The sequence below is a fragment of the Bradyrhizobium sp. WU425 genome, assembly GCF_021052305.1.
Lineage (GTDB): Bacteria > Pseudomonadota > Alphaproteobacteria > Rhizobiales > Xanthobacteraceae > Bradyrhizobium > Bradyrhizobium canariense_D.
In genome coordinates, this window is record NZ_CP088089.1 from 6,867,186 (window position 1) to 6,883,850 (window position 16,665).

16 protein-coding genes and 5 pseudogenes are annotated in these 16,665 nt (G+C 57.3%); 6 read left to right on the forward strand and 15 right to left on the reverse strand.

The window, feature by feature from the left end; genetic code table 11:
• Positions 1–819 precede the first annotated feature (819 nt).
• The 3 genes from BcanWU425_RS37865 to BcanWU425_RS32935 all read left to right on the forward strand — a co-directional run bounded on the left by BcanWU425_RS37865 (position 820) and on the right by BcanWU425_RS32935 (position 3,097).
• Complete coding sequence (locus BcanWU425_RS37865) at positions 820–1,152, forward strand: hypothetical protein (protein ID WP_445818660.1); 333 nt, start codon at positions 820–822, stop codon at positions 1,150–1,152.
• A 47-nt stretch (positions 1,153–1,199) separates the two neighbouring features.
• Positions 1,200–1,532: an Ldh family oxidoreductase gene (locus BcanWU425_RS37870; RefSeq protein WP_445818661.1), complete on the forward strand. Its 333-nt coding sequence runs from the start codon at positions 1,200–1,202 to the stop codon at positions 1,530–1,532.
• 368 nt (positions 1,533–1,900) lie between these two features.
• A complete protein-coding gene (locus BcanWU425_RS32935; protein ID WP_231189219.1) occupies positions 1,901–3,097 on the forward strand; it encodes a pyridoxal phosphate-dependent aminotransferase in 1,197 nt (398 codons plus the stop codon).
• Between the two features lie 453 nt (positions 3,098–3,550).
• Here BcanWU425_RS32935 and BcanWU425_RS32940 read toward each other — a convergent pair.
• The 4 genes and pseudogenes from BcanWU425_RS32940 to BcanWU425_RS32955 form a co-directional block, all read right to left on the reverse strand.
• Positions 3,551–3,765: pseudogene (locus tag BcanWU425_RS32940) on the reverse strand (IS110 family transposase); the annotation flags it as partial.
• A 57-nt stretch (positions 3,766–3,822) separates the two neighbouring features.
• The gene (locus tag BcanWU425_RS32945) at positions 3,823–3,993 is read right to left on the reverse strand and encodes a hypothetical protein (RefSeq protein ID WP_231189222.1); all 171 of its coding nucleotides are present in this window, start codon (positions 3,991–3,993) and stop codon (positions 3,823–3,825) included.
• A gap of 78 nt (positions 3,994–4,071) precedes the next feature.
• A pseudogene (locus BcanWU425_RS32950) lies at positions 4,072–4,158 on the reverse strand (IS66 family transposase zinc-finger binding domain-containing protein); the annotation flags it as partial.
• A gap of 64 nt (positions 4,159–4,222) precedes the next feature.
• Positions 4,223–6,676: a GcvT family protein gene (locus BcanWU425_RS32955; protein WP_231189224.1), complete on the reverse strand. Its 2,454-nt coding sequence runs from the start codon at positions 6,674–6,676 to the stop codon at positions 4,223–4,225.
• 198 nt (positions 6,677–6,874) lie between these two features.
• Between BcanWU425_RS32955 and BcanWU425_RS32960 the strand changes: the two genes are divergently transcribed.
• Positions 6,875–7,537 carry a cupin domain-containing protein gene (locus BcanWU425_RS32960; protein ID WP_231189227.1) on the forward strand — a complete coding sequence of 221 codons (663 nt, stop codon included), beginning with the start codon at positions 6,875–6,877 and terminating at the stop codon, positions 7,535–7,537.
• Positions 7,538–7,655: 118 nt separating this feature from the next.
• Here BcanWU425_RS32960 and BcanWU425_RS32965 read toward each other — a convergent pair.
• The 10 genes and pseudogenes from BcanWU425_RS32965 to BcanWU425_RS32990 all read right to left on the reverse strand — a co-directional run bounded on the left by BcanWU425_RS32965 (position 7,656) and on the right by BcanWU425_RS32990 (position 13,288).
• A pseudogene (locus BcanWU425_RS32965) lies at positions 7,656–9,027 on the reverse strand (IS5 family transposase).
• Positions 9,028–9,263: 236 nt separating this feature from the next.
• Entirely contained in the window at positions 9,264–9,446 is a 183-nt protein-coding gene (locus BcanWU425_RS37875) for a hypothetical protein (RefSeq protein WP_445818643.1), read from the reverse strand.
• A gap of 23 nt (positions 9,447–9,469) precedes the next feature.
• The gene (locus BcanWU425_RS32970; protein WP_326956093.1) at positions 9,470–9,865 is read right to left on the reverse strand and encodes a tetrahydrofolate dehydrogenase/cyclohydrolase catalytic domain-containing protein; all 396 of its coding nucleotides are present in this window, start codon (positions 9,863–9,865) and stop codon (positions 9,470–9,472) included.
• A gap of 44 nt (positions 9,866–9,909) precedes the next feature.
• Positions 9,910–10,758: pseudogene (purU, locus tag BcanWU425_RS32975) on the reverse strand (formyltetrahydrofolate deformylase).
• A 105-nt stretch (positions 10,759–10,863) separates the two neighbouring features.
• On the reverse strand, positions 10,864–11,178 hold the full coding sequence (locus tag BcanWU425_RS32980; protein WP_231189230.1) for a glycine cleavage T C-terminal barrel domain-containing protein: 315 nt from the start codon (positions 11,176–11,178) through the stop codon (positions 10,864–10,866).
• 266 nt (positions 11,179–11,444) lie between these two features.
• Positions 11,445–11,672: a hypothetical protein gene (locus BcanWU425_RS37495; protein ID WP_326952182.1), complete on the reverse strand. Its 228-nt coding sequence runs from the start codon at positions 11,670–11,672 to the stop codon at positions 11,445–11,447.
• The gene (locus BcanWU425_RS37500) at positions 11,621–11,809 is read right to left on the reverse strand and encodes a hypothetical protein (protein WP_268738920.1); all 189 of its coding nucleotides are present in this window, start codon (positions 11,807–11,809) and stop codon (positions 11,621–11,623) included. Before BcanWU425_RS37500 ends, BcanWU425_RS37495 begins: the two co-directional genes overlap by 52 nt.
• Positions 11,810–11,835: 26 nt before the next feature.
• Positions 11,836–12,192, reverse strand: coding sequence for a hypothetical protein (locus BcanWU425_RS37505; protein WP_268738951.1), 357 nt, complete (start codon positions 12,190–12,192; stop codon positions 11,836–11,838).
• A gap of 114 nt (positions 12,193–12,306) precedes the next feature.
• Positions 12,307–13,101: pseudogene (locus BcanWU425_RS37510) on the reverse strand (NAD(P)/FAD-dependent oxidoreductase); the annotation flags it as partial.
• A 7-nt stretch (positions 13,102–13,108) separates the two neighbouring features.
• On the reverse strand, positions 13,109–13,288 hold the full coding sequence (locus BcanWU425_RS32990; RefSeq protein WP_326956095.1) for a hypothetical protein: 180 nt from the start codon (positions 13,286–13,288) through the stop codon (positions 13,109–13,111).
• 333 nt (positions 13,289–13,621) lie between these two features.
• Between BcanWU425_RS32990 and BcanWU425_RS32995 the strand changes: the two genes are divergently transcribed.
• Together BcanWU425_RS32995 and BcanWU425_RS33000 are read left to right on the forward strand one after the other, a co-directional pair.
• Positions 13,622–13,957, forward strand: a complete 336-nt coding sequence (locus tag BcanWU425_RS32995; RefSeq protein WP_231189231.1) for a helix-turn-helix domain-containing protein — start codon at positions 13,622–13,624, stop codon at positions 13,955–13,957.
• Between the two features lie 76 nt (positions 13,958–14,033).
• Positions 14,034–14,177: a cupin domain-containing protein gene (locus BcanWU425_RS33000; protein ID WP_231189235.1), complete on the forward strand. Its 144-nt coding sequence runs from the start codon at positions 14,034–14,036 to the stop codon at positions 14,175–14,177.
• A 750-nt stretch (positions 14,178–14,927) separates the two neighbouring features.
• On the opposite strand, the gene BcanWU425_RS33010 is transcribed toward BcanWU425_RS33000, so the two are convergent.
• Positions 14,928–16,376 (reverse strand): amidase, encoded by a 1,449-nt coding sequence (locus BcanWU425_RS33010; RefSeq protein WP_231189237.1) that lies wholly within the window; start codon positions 16,374–16,376, stop codon positions 14,928–14,930.
• Positions 16,377–16,665 lie beyond the last annotated feature (289 nt).

Here is a 16,665-nt window from a genome sequence, read left to right on the forward strand (position 1 = left end):
TCAGTGTACCTACTTATCTGCGTACCTGGCCGATCGTGATGAGTTGCACTGCGGCTGCATAGATCGCAGCTTATTCAAGCCTTGAATACTATCTACTCTAGTGGTGATTCAGTGATGGGTATTTAAAATGAGTGCTTCTCGCCCCAGACATCGGCGAGCAACTAATGTGGACCGGAACTACAGGTTTCTGCGGACGATCTGGCGGCGAAATCCACCGGACCGACCGTCTGCGAATACCCATTCTTTACAATCCACGATGAACAGCATTCATCAATCCCGATGGAGAATGCCGCCGACGAATACAAGGGCCGATTTCGAAAAAGAACAGGGCGCGTCATCGGAGGTCGTGCGTGCTGGTCATCCCGACTACACAGTTCCTTACAGTCAACAATAGAGTTCAAGATTCTGAAGCGCCGACTAATGTTGCAAAAGACAATTACTCGACAAGTCGGCCCAGATCGTCATGCCATTGTGGACTTAAAGACGTCGGTGTTACAAACCCACCAAAACCGGCCGGCCACCTGCCCTGATGAGCCGAGATGCCTAGAGCTCTCGCGCGCCACGGAAATGCGTGTCTCTGAGAGCTAGTCTTGTTGAAGAGCTAGTCGTGTTCACACGCCATGCGGCCGGCATGCAGTTTGCATCCCGTGCTGTGCCGACCCATTGTCGGGAAACTGGCTTAATTGGAAGTGTCGATCACTTCGATCGAGAACCTCCGGCTGGAAGCGAATGAAACGGGGCGCTTTTTCTTCACCCAGATCGTCTCGCACATTTGTACGTTCTCATGGAGAGATCGCGGTTCTCAGCTATCTCCATAGCATGAAGGCAGGAAGTATTGTCCCGGGTACGGAGTGGACGATCGTGCATGAATGGTCCACCCCAACTGTCACCGGCGGCCGCTGGGGTTTCGGAGTCCACGCTAATGCCAAGGCGAGTAGTGTCGCGGCCTGCACAGTGGTTAACCAAAGCCACGTCGGCCGCCTCACTGCATGTTCAGTCATGCCAGCTAGCGCCGCCAACGGGAATTCCGGTCGCTCACGTAAATATATCGAGCCGGTCGGCGGCCGCGACCCGCGGCTTGGCACCAACCCGATCTCCATTGCAGTGCCATCTAGTCTCAACACGTTATCTCTGCGCGATCAGGCGACCTAGCAGTTGCTGCTGGAAAGCTTGAGCTGGCGATTGCGCGTGGCGAGGCTATTCCCAATGCTGATCGATGCCGAGGCACGTCCGCTATCGAACGCCGCAACGGCGGTGCGCTACTGCCGCTTGCCGGCACGGAGGGTTACAAGGACAGCCGCCTCACAGCGATCGTGGATATATTATGCGGGCGGCTGCTGACCGGCCTCGAATTCAAAGTCGAGCCGATCGGGCGGGAGAACTTCGGCTGCTTAGTGGCTGTATCTAACATGTCGGCATTCTACTCCCTTCGTAAATTCAAGGAAAATGTCGCCGAGTCCGCGCGATACCTGAAAGCGGCTGACCCTCGGACGGCTCATCCGGGCGTGTTCTACCCGGGCGAGACCGGATAGTGCCCGAAAAGGAGCGTAAGGCAGAGGGCATTGAAATCGAGATGACGGCCTGGCAGAAGCTGCGCGCGCTCCAGTGCAGCGGAGTTTCAGGCGGCCTGGATCTAGCCTGATACATAACGCGTGGGTGGCTGATGATCGAAATTCCGCACAGGCAAAGCGATGAGACAATATGGTGGGAGCTGTGCCATCGCCGAAAAAGGTGGCGCGACCTCGACGTCACCCGCATTCTCAAACAGCAAAAAGGTTCATCTCGCCGTGGTGGCGCGCCGCACCGCGTGATGCCATCCGTCTGGTATTCCGCCGACGCCTAAATTTGCCTCGTGGCTTGCCGGGCCAATAGTTCCACACTCAATAACAGGAATTTCGACATGCGATACTCATCCCGAGTCCACAGGATAGCCGGTAGGACGTCGAGGGCATGGGACATACATCACATCGCCGTCGAGAAACGCGAGCGCGGCGAACGTATCATCCTGTTGACCGTCGGCAACACCGATTTCCGCAGCCCGGGACGGGCGATCGCCGCGGTAAGGGACGAGCTCGCAGCCGGACGGACCCACTACAGCCCCAGTGCGGGTGGTCGCGCAATCCGCGAGGCGATTGCGCGGCGACATACCCGCAACACTGGCCAAGCAATCGATGCCGACCAGGTCATTACAACGATCGGCGCGCAGAACGCACTGCTCACTGCCGCGCTCTGTCTTCTGGAGCCTGGAGACCAAGTGCTAGTGCCGGAGCCAATGTATACCACTTATCCGGGTACGATTGCCGCAGCCGGCGGCGAGATCATCAGCATCCGCTCGCCGGCGGAAAATCGCTTCCATCCGCTGATCAATGAATTCGAAGCCGCTATCGGTTCGCGGACTCGCGCGATATTTCTAGCTACGCCTAACAATCCGACCGGAGCGGTCTATACCAGTGACGAACTTTCGGCCATAGCCGCTGTGTGCCGTCGCCATGATCTCTGGCTGGTTTCCGATGAGGTTTATGGTGAACTGGTTTATGAGGGCAGTCATGTCTCACCTGCTGTTCTGCCCGGCATGGCGGAGCGCACGATCACCATCAGCAGCCTTTCCAAGTCCTACGCGATGGCCGGTTGGCGGCTCGGTTGGATGATCGGTCCGCGGGAGTTGGTGCATCATGCGGAGCGAGTGGCGCTCTGCGCTACCTACGGCATTCCCACCTTTTTGCAGGAGGCGGGTGTCGCTGCGCTGGAACAGTTTCCGAATGGCCTCCCCGAGCTGCGAGCCGCTTACCGTCGTCGCCGCGACTGGCTTTGCGATTGTATCGAAACGGCTCCGGTCCTTTCCTGCCACCGCCCAGAAGGTGGTATGTTCGTTCTGCTCGATGTGCGCGCCACCGGTCTGTCGGCCTATGACTTTGCCAAGGGCCTCGTCCTCGAAGAGGGCGTCGCTATCCTACCCGCGGATGGATTTGGCGACAGCACAGCTGGTCATCTGCGTATCAGTCTCGGTGCTGCTGACGCGGAGATCGAAGAAGCTGGCTTGCGCCTGTCTCGCTTTGCCAAGCAGATGTGCCAGCATATGGTCCTACTAAAGCATTAGACGGTGCTCCTACTTTGCTGCACTGGCGGTTCTTCAGGCTCGGGATGACGTCCAGAAAGATCGTTACCTCCTCGACACTCGGCAGCATTGGCTGTAAATAGGCCCCTTCATTGCGATTGATGTCAATTCTCTTTTTGAAACCATTCGGCAAGACGGTAGCGCTCGGCCCGTCGGAGCGGGTCGAGATTGCACACGCGGGGCGAGCGCGGCTGGTAGATGGTATAGCCAGCTCATAATAGTAGGCCGATAGCTCTCACCTGGTTTCAATGCGAACTGTTGTCCGTAGCTGGGGTCATGGTCCTTTTCGAGGTCGCGTGCGCCTCATGATGATGTCCGGATCGGGTGCAGCGGAGTGCAGCTGAGCCGCCGACAGCCGATTGAACGAGGTCACCACCGACCACCGTCCCAGCGGGACATCGCCAGCCTGGCGGACCGGGCCAGGATCTTGCAAACTTAGGCCGGTGCGTGGCTCCGATCGAACGACGTGCCGTCGACCCAGATGCAGTGGAGGATTATAGCGATCTTGCGGGCAATGGCGACCTTTGCCTTTTTCATGCCGACGCGCTTCGCGAGCTTCATGATAGAGAAGACGGTTGCGGCCTCGAACGGGTAGGTTCGGAGAAGCCGGTCACCCCATCGGATACCTTGCCACTGGTGTCAGTTTCACCGTAACCATGCGCTGTAGGCCGCAACTGCGCTGATCTATTGATACATCCGGTGAGCGGTTAGATCTCGTCGGACCCTTCGGTCAGCGGCTTCATCATCGCAGCGAGCGCTTGGCGGCGTTTTTCGACGATGCTGGGATTGTCCTTGCGGATTGCGATCAGCTCTTTGAGGTTCTCGATCCCGTTATCGGTGAACGCCATCACCCCGTCTTCGCCGACACCGACGACCATAGCTGGCCGTCCTCGGTGTCCATTTCTTCGGCGACTTCGAATAGCCATTCCTCGTCTTTACCTAGCATCTCAGCGACATGGCTGGGTGATCGCTTCGCAGGCACGGCAGACGAGCTTCTCGCGTACGTGCTGGATCACCTTCCACTGACGCGGAACGAGTAATAGATAGCGACTTTTGCACCGAGAACTGCGGCTCTCCGCGGCGTTCCCTCTCATCCCCGCGATGAACCTACGCAGTGATCTTTGAATTAGAGGGATCATAGTGCGCAGCAAACTGGGCTACTGCCCTATGGCGCCTGCCTGCCACCTCGATCTGGAATTTCGATGCGGACAGAAACGAAGCGTCTATTCCGTCGCCGCTCTCGACGTAGCCCATTGCGAGAGACGCTCCGAGGCGATGTCCATAGGCGCCAGAGGTAATAGATCCGACCAGACGACCATCTGCCCATATGGGCTCCTGATGGAAGACAAGCGGAGCGTCCGGTGCAATCATTCTGAATTGCACGAGCCGGCGGCGTACGGGTCCCTGCTCCTTCTGTCGAAGCAATGCCTCGCGGCCAACGAATCCTCCCGGCTTTTCCAGTTTCACCGCAAAGCCAAGGCCAGCTTGGTAAGGTGTATCTTCCGGCCCGATGTCGTGGCCCCAGTGGCGATAGCCCTTTTCCATACGCATAGAGCCAAGAGCAAAGTAGCCAGCCTGCGACAAGCCGTAGTCAGCGCCAGCCTCAATGACCCTGTCAAAGACATGTGCCGCGAACTCGGCCGGCACGTAGAGCTCCCACCCGAGTTCGCCCACATACGTGACGCGGCTCGCGCGTAGCTTCGCGTAGCCGATCTCGATTTCGTGGCTGGATGCGAACGGAAAGGCCGCATTCGAGAGGTCGCAACCTGATAGCCGCTCAAGCAATGGCCTTGCGTTGGGTCCCATAAGACCGAGCATGGGCAACCCGGACGTCACATCCCGGATAAAAACATGGGCCTTATCTGGAGTGTTGCGTCGCAACCAAACTAGGTCCCGTGTCTGCGACGTTGCCGCGGTCACTACCAAGTAGGCGTCTTCGGCAAGCCGAGTTACTGTAATGTCCGCCTCTATCCCACCGCGCTCGTTTAGGCATTGCGTGTAAACGAGTTTGCCCACGGGCACGTCCACATTGTTGGCGCAGATCCGGCTGAGGACTGCACAGGCATCCCGCCCGTCGACCATATACTTGACGAAGCAACTCTGATCGAACAGTGCGACGTGCCCGGCTGAGTTACGGCACTCTTGGCCGACGATATCGAACCAGTTTTGCCGGCCATATGAATATTCAATTTCCTTCGCCTTTCCGTCGGGGGAGAAGTACCCGGGCCTCTCCCATCCGGCAGCCTCCGTCATCACTGCGCCGAGTGCTTTCAACCGATCATGGAAGACGCTTTGACGAACATTGCGCGCCGTCGTGTATTGACGGTAGGGCCAATGCATATCAAAGAGGAGGCCTAGAGCCTCTTTCGTCCGATCGTAAAGATACGACTTGTTCGATTGGAACGTATGCATGCGGAGAACATCGACATCGGCGAGATCGACGGGTGCGTGGCCCTCCTTGATCCAAGAGGCGAGCGCCTTTCCGATGCCGCCGGAAGACAGAATGCCTACCGAATTGAACCCGCAGGCCGTGAAGAGACCCGATACCTCGGAAGTCTCGCCAAGCAGGTATCGATTGTCAGGCGTGAAACTTTCGGGGCCGTTGAAAAACAGCTGTATGCCGGTGTTGGCAAGCACCGGAACCCGGTTGATCGCCATACTTAGAATTCGTTCAAAACGATCGAAGTCCTCAGGCAGCGAGTCAAAACAGAAGTCCGTCGGAATACCATCGCGAGCCCAGGGCTTCGCCTCCTTTTCGAAGCATCCCACGAGCAGCTTGCCGGCATCTTCCTTGTAGTAAGCCTCCTCATCGGTCACGAACAATACCGGCAGTTGTCGCGGTAAGTCCGGAATTGCGTCAGTGACGACGTAGAAGTGCTCTGCTGCATGAAGAGGCAAAGAAATGCTATGTTTCGAGGCAAACTCGCGTGACCACATGCCGCCGCAAATGACGACCTTCTTGGAGCGAATGTCACCTTCATTCGTCGAGACGCCTGCGGCGCGTCCGTGCTCAATTAAAATCCGGTCGGCGCGCAGGTTTTCAATGATCTTCGCACCGCCCATACGCGCGCCCTTCGCAAAGGCCTGCGTAACATCGGCAGGATTCACTTGACCATCTTTGGGAGCCCATATCCCTCCAACGATGCCATCAAGATTGAGGAGCGGCCAGCGCTCCTTGATCTCTGCAGGCGAGACAGCATGCATCTCAAGTCCGAAGTTGCGGCCCATCGAAGCGCCGCGCAGCAATTCCTCGAGTCGGCTAGGACCTTTGGCGAGCCGCAGAGCGCCGTTTTGCTTGAAGCCTGTTTCCTGACCAGTCTCGGGGCCGAGACTGTGAAACAATTCGCCGGTGTATTTGGCTAGCTCCGTCATGTTTCGGGTGGCGCGCAATTGCGTCACGAGACCCGCCGCATGCCATGTCGTTCCGGATGTCAACTGCTTGCGTTCGAGTAAGACAACGTCGCTCACACCGAGCTTGGTGAGGTGATAGGCGACCGAACAGCCCGCTATGCCACCGCCGATAATTACGACTTCGGCCTCCCCGGGAATCCTTCCTGCCATTCTTACCGTCTCACGAGATGAATTATTCTAGATAAGAATATACAAAAGTGAACATTACAATAACAAAAGACACTTTAGAACGGTTTGTTGACACGAGAATCTATGCGAAAGGATCAAGTGTGCGCCTTGCTGGGTCAGCAGAGATAAGCGGAATTGATCCCGTCCCACACTTGCACTCGATCGATTCAAGGAGCGAATATGAGTTCGGTGATCAGAACGCGGCCCAGAATGCTGCGTCCTTCCAATCTGGAGGGACTGGCAGAGCAGGCTGAGCAACCCGTCAACGTGGAAGAATTGCTCAATGTCGGCGACCGCATCGGAGGAGAAATCAAGAACCTACGCAAGGGGCGTGGCATTACGCTCGACGCACTTAGCGACGCCGCGGGCTTGTCAAAGGGATATCTCAGTCAGATCGAGCGTGGGGTCTCGAGCCCTTCGGTGAAAGCTCTTCATAGTATCAGCCGGGCGCTGGGGGTCACAATCAGCTGGTTTTTTCCACCGAAGGCCGATGGTGACAGCCATTTGCGTGACTATGTTGTGAGAGCAAGCTCGCGACGGAAACTGACCTTCGTAGGTGGCATTACAGATGAGCTTCTGTCCCCCAATCTTGGCCGGCAGCTCCAGCTTCTGAGATGCACATTTCCTCCTGGCTCCGAAAGCGGCAAAGAACCCTACACGCATCAGGGTGAGGAAGCGGGATATGTGATTTCAGGTGAGCTCGACCTTTGGATTGGCGAGCGTCATGCGGTTCTACGCGAAGGCGATAGTTTCGCGTTCGCAAGCGACCTTCCCCATCGTTACGCAAACACCAACAAACGAGAATGCGTGGTCGTATGGGCCATCACGCCCCCGAGCTATTGACGACGACGCGTCAATGTTTGCGCCTGTAAACGCGATCGACGGTCAGGCGTTCTTTACGCACTCGATAAAAAGCCCGGTAAGCCGCTTGCCCAGCTTCTACTTTGAGAAAATTGCACAGTCACAGTCGCGCACTCCAACACCGGGGATCTTGCATCGGAGTGCCGCCGACAGATATTGTCATAGCGGCCGTTGAATGCGATAGCTGGATCAGGAAGAGGCACAAGAGTTGCCTGAGCCAGGGGAGGATACGGCGGAAGTTGTGGCCCACTGCTGTGAGCACGACGCTGGCGGCGTCGCCGGCACGGCTTTTGAGGCAGCCGCGGCCAAGGTGACCTTCGGCCTTCAGGTGTCCGATGATGGGCTCGATGGCGGAGCGGTGCCGGAGCTCGCGCTTGATGGCGCCGAACACGCCGCGCTTCTGGCCCGAAATGAAGACGCGACGGGGATTTTGCGTGTCATGCCCGCGATATCCCTTGTCGACATAGGCCCGCTCGATCGCACAGCCGGTGAGCGCCTCGGTGCGGTCGATGACGTCCCGCAGGGTATGACGGTCGTAGGGATTATCGGGCAGCGACCTGGCGTGCAGTACGAACAGGCCACCGGGCGCCCGGCGGTTGTTGCTGACGATGGCGGCCTTCACGCCGAACTCGTAAGGGGCGGCGGCCTTGCTTTTGCCGATGCATTCCACCTCCGGGGCACGGAAGGAATAGAGCTTCCAGCCGCGCTGTCGCTGCTGCTGCGAGCGGATCTGCGAGGCCCGGCCCGAACGCCTCCTCCAGTGCCGGGTGGCCCTCGATCCTGCGGCGGATGTCGCGGATGATCCGGCCGAGCCGGCTGCGCAGGATACGCAACTGCCGCCGATGCCGCTTGAATTGCCTGGCATGGGCGTAGCGGCCCGCCATCATCGCCGCGGCCTTGGCCACGCGAGAATAGGATTGCCGCAGCCTGACGCCGTGCCTACTCGCTAGGCGGTTGAGGCCCTTGATAGCCGCATGAAGCAGCTTGGCGTCGGTCGGGAAGGTGATGGCCTTCGGCTGCACCGTGGTGTCGACGGTGACGCGCTTGAGGTCCTGGCTGCGTAAGGCGCCGGCTTCGTGCGCCACCCGCAGGCTCTCGGCCAGCAGCAGCTCCAGCTTGTCGCCGAGCCGCTTGCGCCAATGGCTCAGGTCCGAGCGTTCGTGCGGGAAAGCGTGCTGGAAAAACTCTTCGCCGGTGAAGAACTGGAAATACGGGTCGTGAACCCAGCGCTCGCAAACGCCCTCATCGGACAGCCCGTAAGTGTGCTTGAGCAACAGCAGCCCGATCATGAACCGGGTCTCGATCCCGGGCCGGCCATTCTCGCTGTAGAGCGGCGCGACCTCGCCGTCGATCCAGTCCCAATCCATCTTGCCGGCGAGCTGAACCAGCTCGTGCTTCATGTTGATGATCTGGTCCAGCCGCGCCCGGAACAGATCGTTCGATCCCGTCGTCTTGTGCTTCTTCGGCCGCATCGTTTCCTCCGATGCACCACAGAATCATGGGCCGCAGCGAAAGGGAATCCAAAAGAGAAATTGCAGGGTTTGGCGGGCTCAACCTCCCATTCCCTGCAATCTCAAACCGCCTTGAATCCGAAAAAGAGACTCCTGCTCAATCGCTCAGAGCCTTGTTCACGGACGACTATCTCTTAACCGCTATTCCGAACACCTTGTGAAGAATGTCGATGTTTCTTTACATCCCTAAGCGCCTTCTACTCTACCCTCACGACTTCAGCGGCATAATAGACATAACCCACAATTGGCGGTCTGGAAACAATTGTTGCGCCTGCCACGACTCGTGTGAGCGGGTTTGCTCTATCGACAATGTCGGAGCGTCCAACAATGACGGCATTCAGCCTAGCGAGCTGACTCCGAACTCCCTTAATCAGCAGCATACAGCCAAGCGAAGTACAGGGGACTAGCGCCCCCCGCCGAGCGAGAGCTTGCCTACATTCATCGGATGAAAACCGTCTACGTGCTTCGCCGGATCGATGGCTGCGGTCACTTTTTGCGCTTGGATATGGGAAGGTACCGGCAACTGGACGAGGATGCCGTCCACATCGTGAGCGGAATTCAGCCCATCGATCGACGACAACAGATCTGTTTCGCTCGTCGTGCTTGGCACTTCGTGATGAAACGAACGCAAATCAGCTTCAACAAAACGGCGAATCTTATTGCGAACATACACCGAACTCGCCGGATCGTTGCCAACAAGGACAACGGCCAATTCGGGTGTAAGTCTCCTCTCCACAAGGTTCTCAACTGCACTTCGCAGCTTAGAATGGAGCCCTGCCGCAACCGCGGCACCATCGATGTGAGCGGCCTAACTTGTGTGAGTGCCCATCATGTCCTGGACGTTCATCGAAAGATCACCGTGCGATCGCCATTCATGAGTATTCTATTTTCGGCATGCAGCTTGACGGCCCGCGCCAGGACAGCGGACTCGACACATCTCTTCCGATCGCCGAAAGATCGTCTGGCGTCAGGGAGTGGTCCACACGGAGCACATCTTGCTCAATGATTGGACCTTATCAAATCTGCTGTGACGTAGTGGGCTGTTGCCCCAATCAACTTGACCCCTCGTGAGTGAGCCTGATGGTAGGGCCGGGCTCCTTTGAAACTTGGCAGGAAGGAATGGTGTATACTTATGATCCTGCCGGACATCTTTTGACAAACATTGTCCGACAAGACTTGCATGTACCGCGCCAGGACAATTAGGTCGATCCGCTCCTGCTCAACCAATTTGAAAAGCTTTGCCTCCTGCGCGGGCTTCGTATCAGCGGTGATAGGCATATGATCAAAAGGAAGGTCATAGGAAGCCCCGAGCCGGTAGAGGTCCCGGTGATTGGAGACGATCAACGGGATTTCGACGGAAAGGGTGCCGGTTGCGTACCGGAACAGCAGATCGTTCAGACAATGCCCTTCCTTTGACACCATGATCAGGAGACGAGGCTTCGACTTGCAGTCATGAAATTCCCAGGTCATGCCGAATCAAGTGCTGAGTTCCGAGAATTCCGCCTGCAGATCCGTCAGCAGGACGCCAAGCGCATCAAACGACACGCGCATGAAAAGCCTTCGAACGCTGCGGTCTGAGAATTGAGCGCTGTCGCGGATATTGCACCCGCGCGTGGCGAGAAAGCCCGATACGGCGTGCACAATCCCAATTCGGTCCGGACAGGAGAATGTCAGAATGAAATCGCGACGCAGGAAGCGGTCTTTGGAAGACCTGTCGACAACTGACGTTTGCTTTTCGGCATGAATAGGTCGAGGCTCGAATACGACGCTTGTTTCGGTCACGACAATTTTACTATTCTACGAGGCCGCGGCTGAGACGAGCGCATCCGCCCTGACACCCTTCACGCGGCCGTTGTTGGGATCATAAAATGGACGCCGTGAAGCGCACGCGGGTATGCGCACGCCGGCGACCTCGACTTCGAAGTTTCCGGTCTGGAGAAGGGTTGCATCGATCATGCCGTTTGAGTTATCGATGAATCCCAATCCCAAGCAGGTGCCGACTGTATGTCCGAACATGCCGGACGTGCTACGGCCAACGAGCCGGCCGTCGTGCCATATCGGCTCGTTGTGGTAGATCAACACGTTCGGATCGTTCAGCGCGAGGTGGATCATTTTTCGCCGGGGCCCTGCGTCCCTCTGGCGTAGCAGTGCATCTCGTCCGATGAAGCCTTGCGTCTTCGACCACGCCACCGCAAATCCGAGACCTGATTCCAATGGGGTGTCCTCGTCCGTGACGTCGTGCCCCCAATGACGGTATCCCTTCTCCACCGCAGAGAACTCATGGCATGAAAGCCAGCCAGGCGCATATCTGATGCCGCGCCTTCTTCGACGAGGCAATCATAGACCCCCTGCACGAACTCTGTAGGGATGTACAATTTCTATCCGAGTTCGCCGACATAGGTAATGCCGCTTGCCCAGACTTTGGCGTAGCCGAGGTCAATGACTTGGGAGGTTGCAAAGGGAAAATGCCGAGTTGGAGAGGTCCGCTTCCGTAACTTGCTCAGGAGATCCCTGGATTTCGGACCCATGACGCCCAGCACCGCGTAGGCGGAGCTTACGTCGATCGCGATGCTGGGGATCCTTCGGGAATGTGACGGCTCAACCATGCAAAGTCCCTGACTTGCGTCGCCGCCGCCGTCACGATGAGGAATCGCTTCAAACCTTGGCGCGTGACGGTAAGATCCGCTTCGATACCGCCTCGTTCATCGAGCCATTGCGTATAGACGATGCGGCCGACCAGCACCGAAATGTTCTTGGAACATATCATGTTTAGGATGGATTCGGCGTCTTCCCCCTCAAGGATTTCGCGAAGGACGATTGATCGAACAATCCAACACTTTCCCTTACTGCCCGCTGTTCTGCGGCGGAGTGTTCGAACCAATTCTGACGACCGTAACTATATTCGTATTTTGCCTCTCGCCCCTTCGGCGCGAACCAGTTCGGCCGTTCCCAGCCCACGGCCTCTCCAAAACAAGCTCCTTGCGCAAGCAAGCGATCGTGGAGCGCCGAGCGGCGAACTCCTCTTGCCGTATCGGGCTGTCGGAACGGCCAATGCATGGCGTACAAGAGACCGAGAGCTTCGACGGTGCGGTCCTTTAAGTATCGTCGATTCGACTGGAACGGCATGACGCGCCGCACATCAACGTCCCAGAGGTCCAACGGCGGATGACCGTCGACAGTCCAGTCGGCCAGGACTTTACCTGCTCCTCCCGCGGACCGAATACCGATTGAGTTGAAGCCCGCCGCCACGAATAGATTCCGCACTTCCGGCGTCTCGCCCAGCATGTAGCGGTCGTCGAGCGTGAAGCTTTCGGGACCGTTGAAAAACAACTGAATCCCGGTTTTTGCCAGTATTGGCACACGACGAATTGCCCCTTCGAGCAATGGCTCAATATGCTCAAGGTCATCTGGCAGAGTGTCGAACTCAACGCTCGGGGATCCCTTGCATACCCCACGGCTTTGCGATCGGCTCGAACCAACCGACCAGCGCTTGCCAGCACCTTTCTTGAAGTGACTACAGGCATCGCCGTCACGCAGTACAGGAAGATGCTTTCTGATTTCAGGCACGGGCTCGGTCACGATGTAGAAGTGCTCGGCCGCGTGAAGAGGGACAGTCGTGCCGGTTTTTGCACCGAGCTCCCTCGCCCACATGCCAGCACAATTAACGACGAATTCAGCTGTTATTCCAGCGTCCTTTGTTCGCACGCCCGTGGCACGGCCATTTTCGATGAGAATGTCGGTAACCGCGATATTTTCAAATTTCTTCGCCCCACGACCCCTCGCTCCCCTTGCTAGAGCTTGCGTCGTATCCACCGGGTTTCTCTGCCCGTCCTTCGGAAGGTGCACCGCGCCAACGAGGTCCTCGGTCGCCAAAGGCCAAAGATCACCCGCCTCCTTTGCAGACATGACGTTGACTTCCAACCCGAAACATCGGGCCATTGAGGCTCCACGCCGGAGCTCTTCAAAACGCTCATGGTTGTTCGCGAATGCGAGCGATCCAATCTGTCGGTATCCGGTATTTTGACCCATTTCGCGCTCGAGCTCAAAGTAAAGCTCTGTCGTGTATTGCGCTAATCGCGTGAGATTGTGAGTTGCACCAAGCTGCCCAACGAGACCCGCAGCGTTGCCAAGTGGTGCCGGACGTAAGCTGCTTTCGTTCGAGCAAAACAACGTCCCTCCAACCGCGAAGGGTCGGATGGTAGGCCAGACTACAGCCCATCATTCCGCCGCCAATGATGACGACTTGAGCCGACTTTGGAAGTTCCGTCACACCCGACCTCCGTCTGATTGCAAACTTATTGCGATTTTTTTCACGCTTGCGAGACGTTTTTCACGGGCATGGTGTTTTTTTCGATGATGTCACTTGTATAAAGAATCGGCGCCTTAACCCCTGCGCACCTAGATCCGACGTTGGCTCTGCTGCGAGGTGTCCGTTTGTCGCCGGAAATCGGGAAGGCTTTTCGTGCTGGCGTTGCTTGAAAGTCAAAGGAATCGATGGCTATTAGCTCGATCCGCGCGGCTGACAAATGGGCAGCCACGGGCTCCGCGGGCCAACATGGACTCTGACGCCGCCGTGGGCGGGCAAATCCGTGAACTGCGCAAAATCAAGAAGCTGACCTTGACCCAGCTTGCTCAGGCAGCCGGGATATCAGTCGGCTATTTGAGCCAAATCGAGAGAAATCAATCCAAGCTGCCGATTGGAGTTTTGAAGAAGCTCGGCGACGTTCTCGGCGTCCATATGAACTGGTTCTTCAACGGCAATTTGGAGGCTACTGCCGATGAAAGGGAGATTGTCGTCCGTAAAGCGGACCGGCGGCGCCTGACATTTACAGGGTTGGCGCTGAAGAGCTTCTGTCTCCCAATCTCGCCGGTCCGCTCGAATTGCTTCTGAGCACGATCGAACCAGGCGCCGATAGCGGCGAGACAGCCATGACGGCAATGAAGCGGGGATTTTGATCGCAGGCCGATTGGACCTGTGGGTCGATGGAAAGCGTTTCGAGCTTGAGGAGGGCGATAGCTTTTCGTTCAATAGCACCTCGCAACATCGCTGCGTAACTCCAGGAACGGTACCGGCAAAAGTGGTCTGGGTGAATACGACGCCGCATTATTAGTGAGTGGCGTTCGAATCGGGCAGCGAAGCCGCTTAATCCATCTCGAGGGGGCTCCTCGCAGCCTTAACTGAACTTGCGATGAAGCGGCGCTCCTCCTGAACACGGCGGGTCTCATGAGTGTCGGAACCGCACGGCTTCCAGCTGGGCAATGACGCTACCGCATTCGTAGCGGCGCGACATCAGGCGGCTAAGAGCCGATGCATAGTTCGGTGACCGGCTGTAGACGAAGTCTTCCACTTGCGTGACGAACAACCTTCCCGCCAGATCAGATTGACTTTCGATTTCGCCTCGCGCGACAAATAGCTCTGCGCAGCAGAGACGCTCAACGGGTAGTCGGTCAACTTCGAGACGATCAGCCGTCCTTGCTTTGGCTCGTCGAGGATGATTGCAATATCCGCTCGCGCCGCGACAATGAAACGTGCGGAGAAGCGGGACGAGAATGACAAGCCCAGGATTTGGCCGCGAGCGCTCCGAGCCGGCTAGCCAAAAAATAGTTCCCCAACCCGTCTGGCGCTCCGACGCGCACGGCGCCAGTAACCTTTTCGCAGGACAATTTGCGAATCCATAAGCCTGAGGCGCTGTATGGCCGATTTCAGGGCAGCAACTTATGAATGCGCTTGATGACGGTAGGCGCGCTAGGACTGCAAACCAAGCCTGTGGGTCGATGTCATTGAGCTTGGCGGTAGCCGCAGCATATCGTGCATGGAGACGATATCGATCGAAAGGCGCGGAGGTCAGCAAAACACCGCTTCACACCGCTCCCGCCCGAACAGGTGGCCGCCGGTCGTGCCACGGTCTGGCTTCCTCCAGATCGCGCGCGATACGGACCAACGTGGCCTCGTCTCCGAAACGGCTGACGATCTGCACTCCGATTGGTAGCCCGCCGCGACTTTGTGCCAAAGGCAATGATACGGATGGATGTCCGGTCACGTTGAACACTCCAAGATATTGATAAAGCGAAGCATCCGCTTCGAGGTATTCCTCAGCGGAAAGCGCGGGATTGGTCGTGCTGTAGATGCTGCAGTGGGCTAGCGCCACCGTGGGCATTGTCGGAGTTAGCAGTACGTCAAAGGGATGGATTGCCTCCCCAACTCGGAACCTTATCCCACGCAGTGCTTCAAGCACATCCCCTACAGAAGCCGATTGAGACTTGCCATACTCATAAAGCTTGAGACTCAATGGCTCCAAGGTGTTCGAATCAATTCGCCGCCCCTGGGCTCGCGCATCGTTTTCAAGACTGTCGGCGCTGAGTCTCCTACCGAGTATCCTGATGGGAAGAAGTGAGCGACAGTACTCACCGAATTCGAATGGTGGCGAAATTTCCGTCACCACATGTCCCATTTCCTCTAGCAGCGTAGCCGTATTCTCGACGGCCTGTCGGATTTCCGGATCGGTACTAATCGTCCCCCAATCGGTAATAGCAAGCCCCACTCTGAGAGCGCCGGTCGGCCGCGAAAGTTCCTCCACATATGTTCGGTGCGGCTGCACGATGATAAATGGATCACCGGGATGGGGACCTGCAAAGACATCGAGGGCGGCCGCCATATCGCGCACAGTGCGACATAGAACAAAGTCGCGAGGGAGGCCAAATGACCTATCCTGGTTGTTCGGACCACCCGAAACGCGCCCGCGCGAGGGGTTCAGTCCGACAAGGCCACACCAGCCGGCGGGAATGCGAATGGATCCGCCGCCGTCGCTTCCATGCGCCATGGGGGCAATGCCGGAAGCAACCGCTGCGGCTGCACCAGAAGATGAGCCGCCCGCGGAGCGTTCCAGATTCCATGGATTGCCGGTAATGCCAGTCAGAATGGATTCGCTCACTCCGGAGCCGCCAAAAATTTCCGGTGTTGTCGTTCTTCCGAGCGTTTGGAGACCGGCGGCTCGAGCCCGGCGAAAAAAATAGCTTTCGACGTCGGGACGACGGCCCTTGTACAACCGGCACCCGAGTTCCTGGAGGCGGCCAGCTTCGGTGGCACCGGCATCTTTGCGAAAGAAAGGCACGCCATGGAATAACCCTCCGTCAGCGCCAGTGATACCATCAGCGTCCCCGTAGAATTCGATGACGGCATTGATACGCGGGTTGACATCGTCGTGCGCGTTGCGGGCTAGCTGCGTTAGTTCTAAGGGCGTGACGTCCCCCGCGCGCACGAGAGAGGCTAATCCGGTCGCATCGTAGTTGATATACTCGCCTAATCTCATTTGTCAGATATCCGTTTACTTCGCCCGCACTCCGGCAAGATTGGAGGTCAATATCGCGCGGCAGAATCGCAGTGCTAAGGCAACCATACGAACCGTCAGGATCACAATTCTGCTGGCCCGGAAGACATGACGCTCTTCCCGATGCCGTGCTCAGAAAGATGACACGCTAGACCTGGCGGTTTTCAACGAAATGCTGCGTCGAGCGCATACTTTTGGCGAACAAGTCATCGCAAATGCAATATTTCGACGACGTAAAGGCGCTCCCTAGGAATACTTCCGTAAAATATGG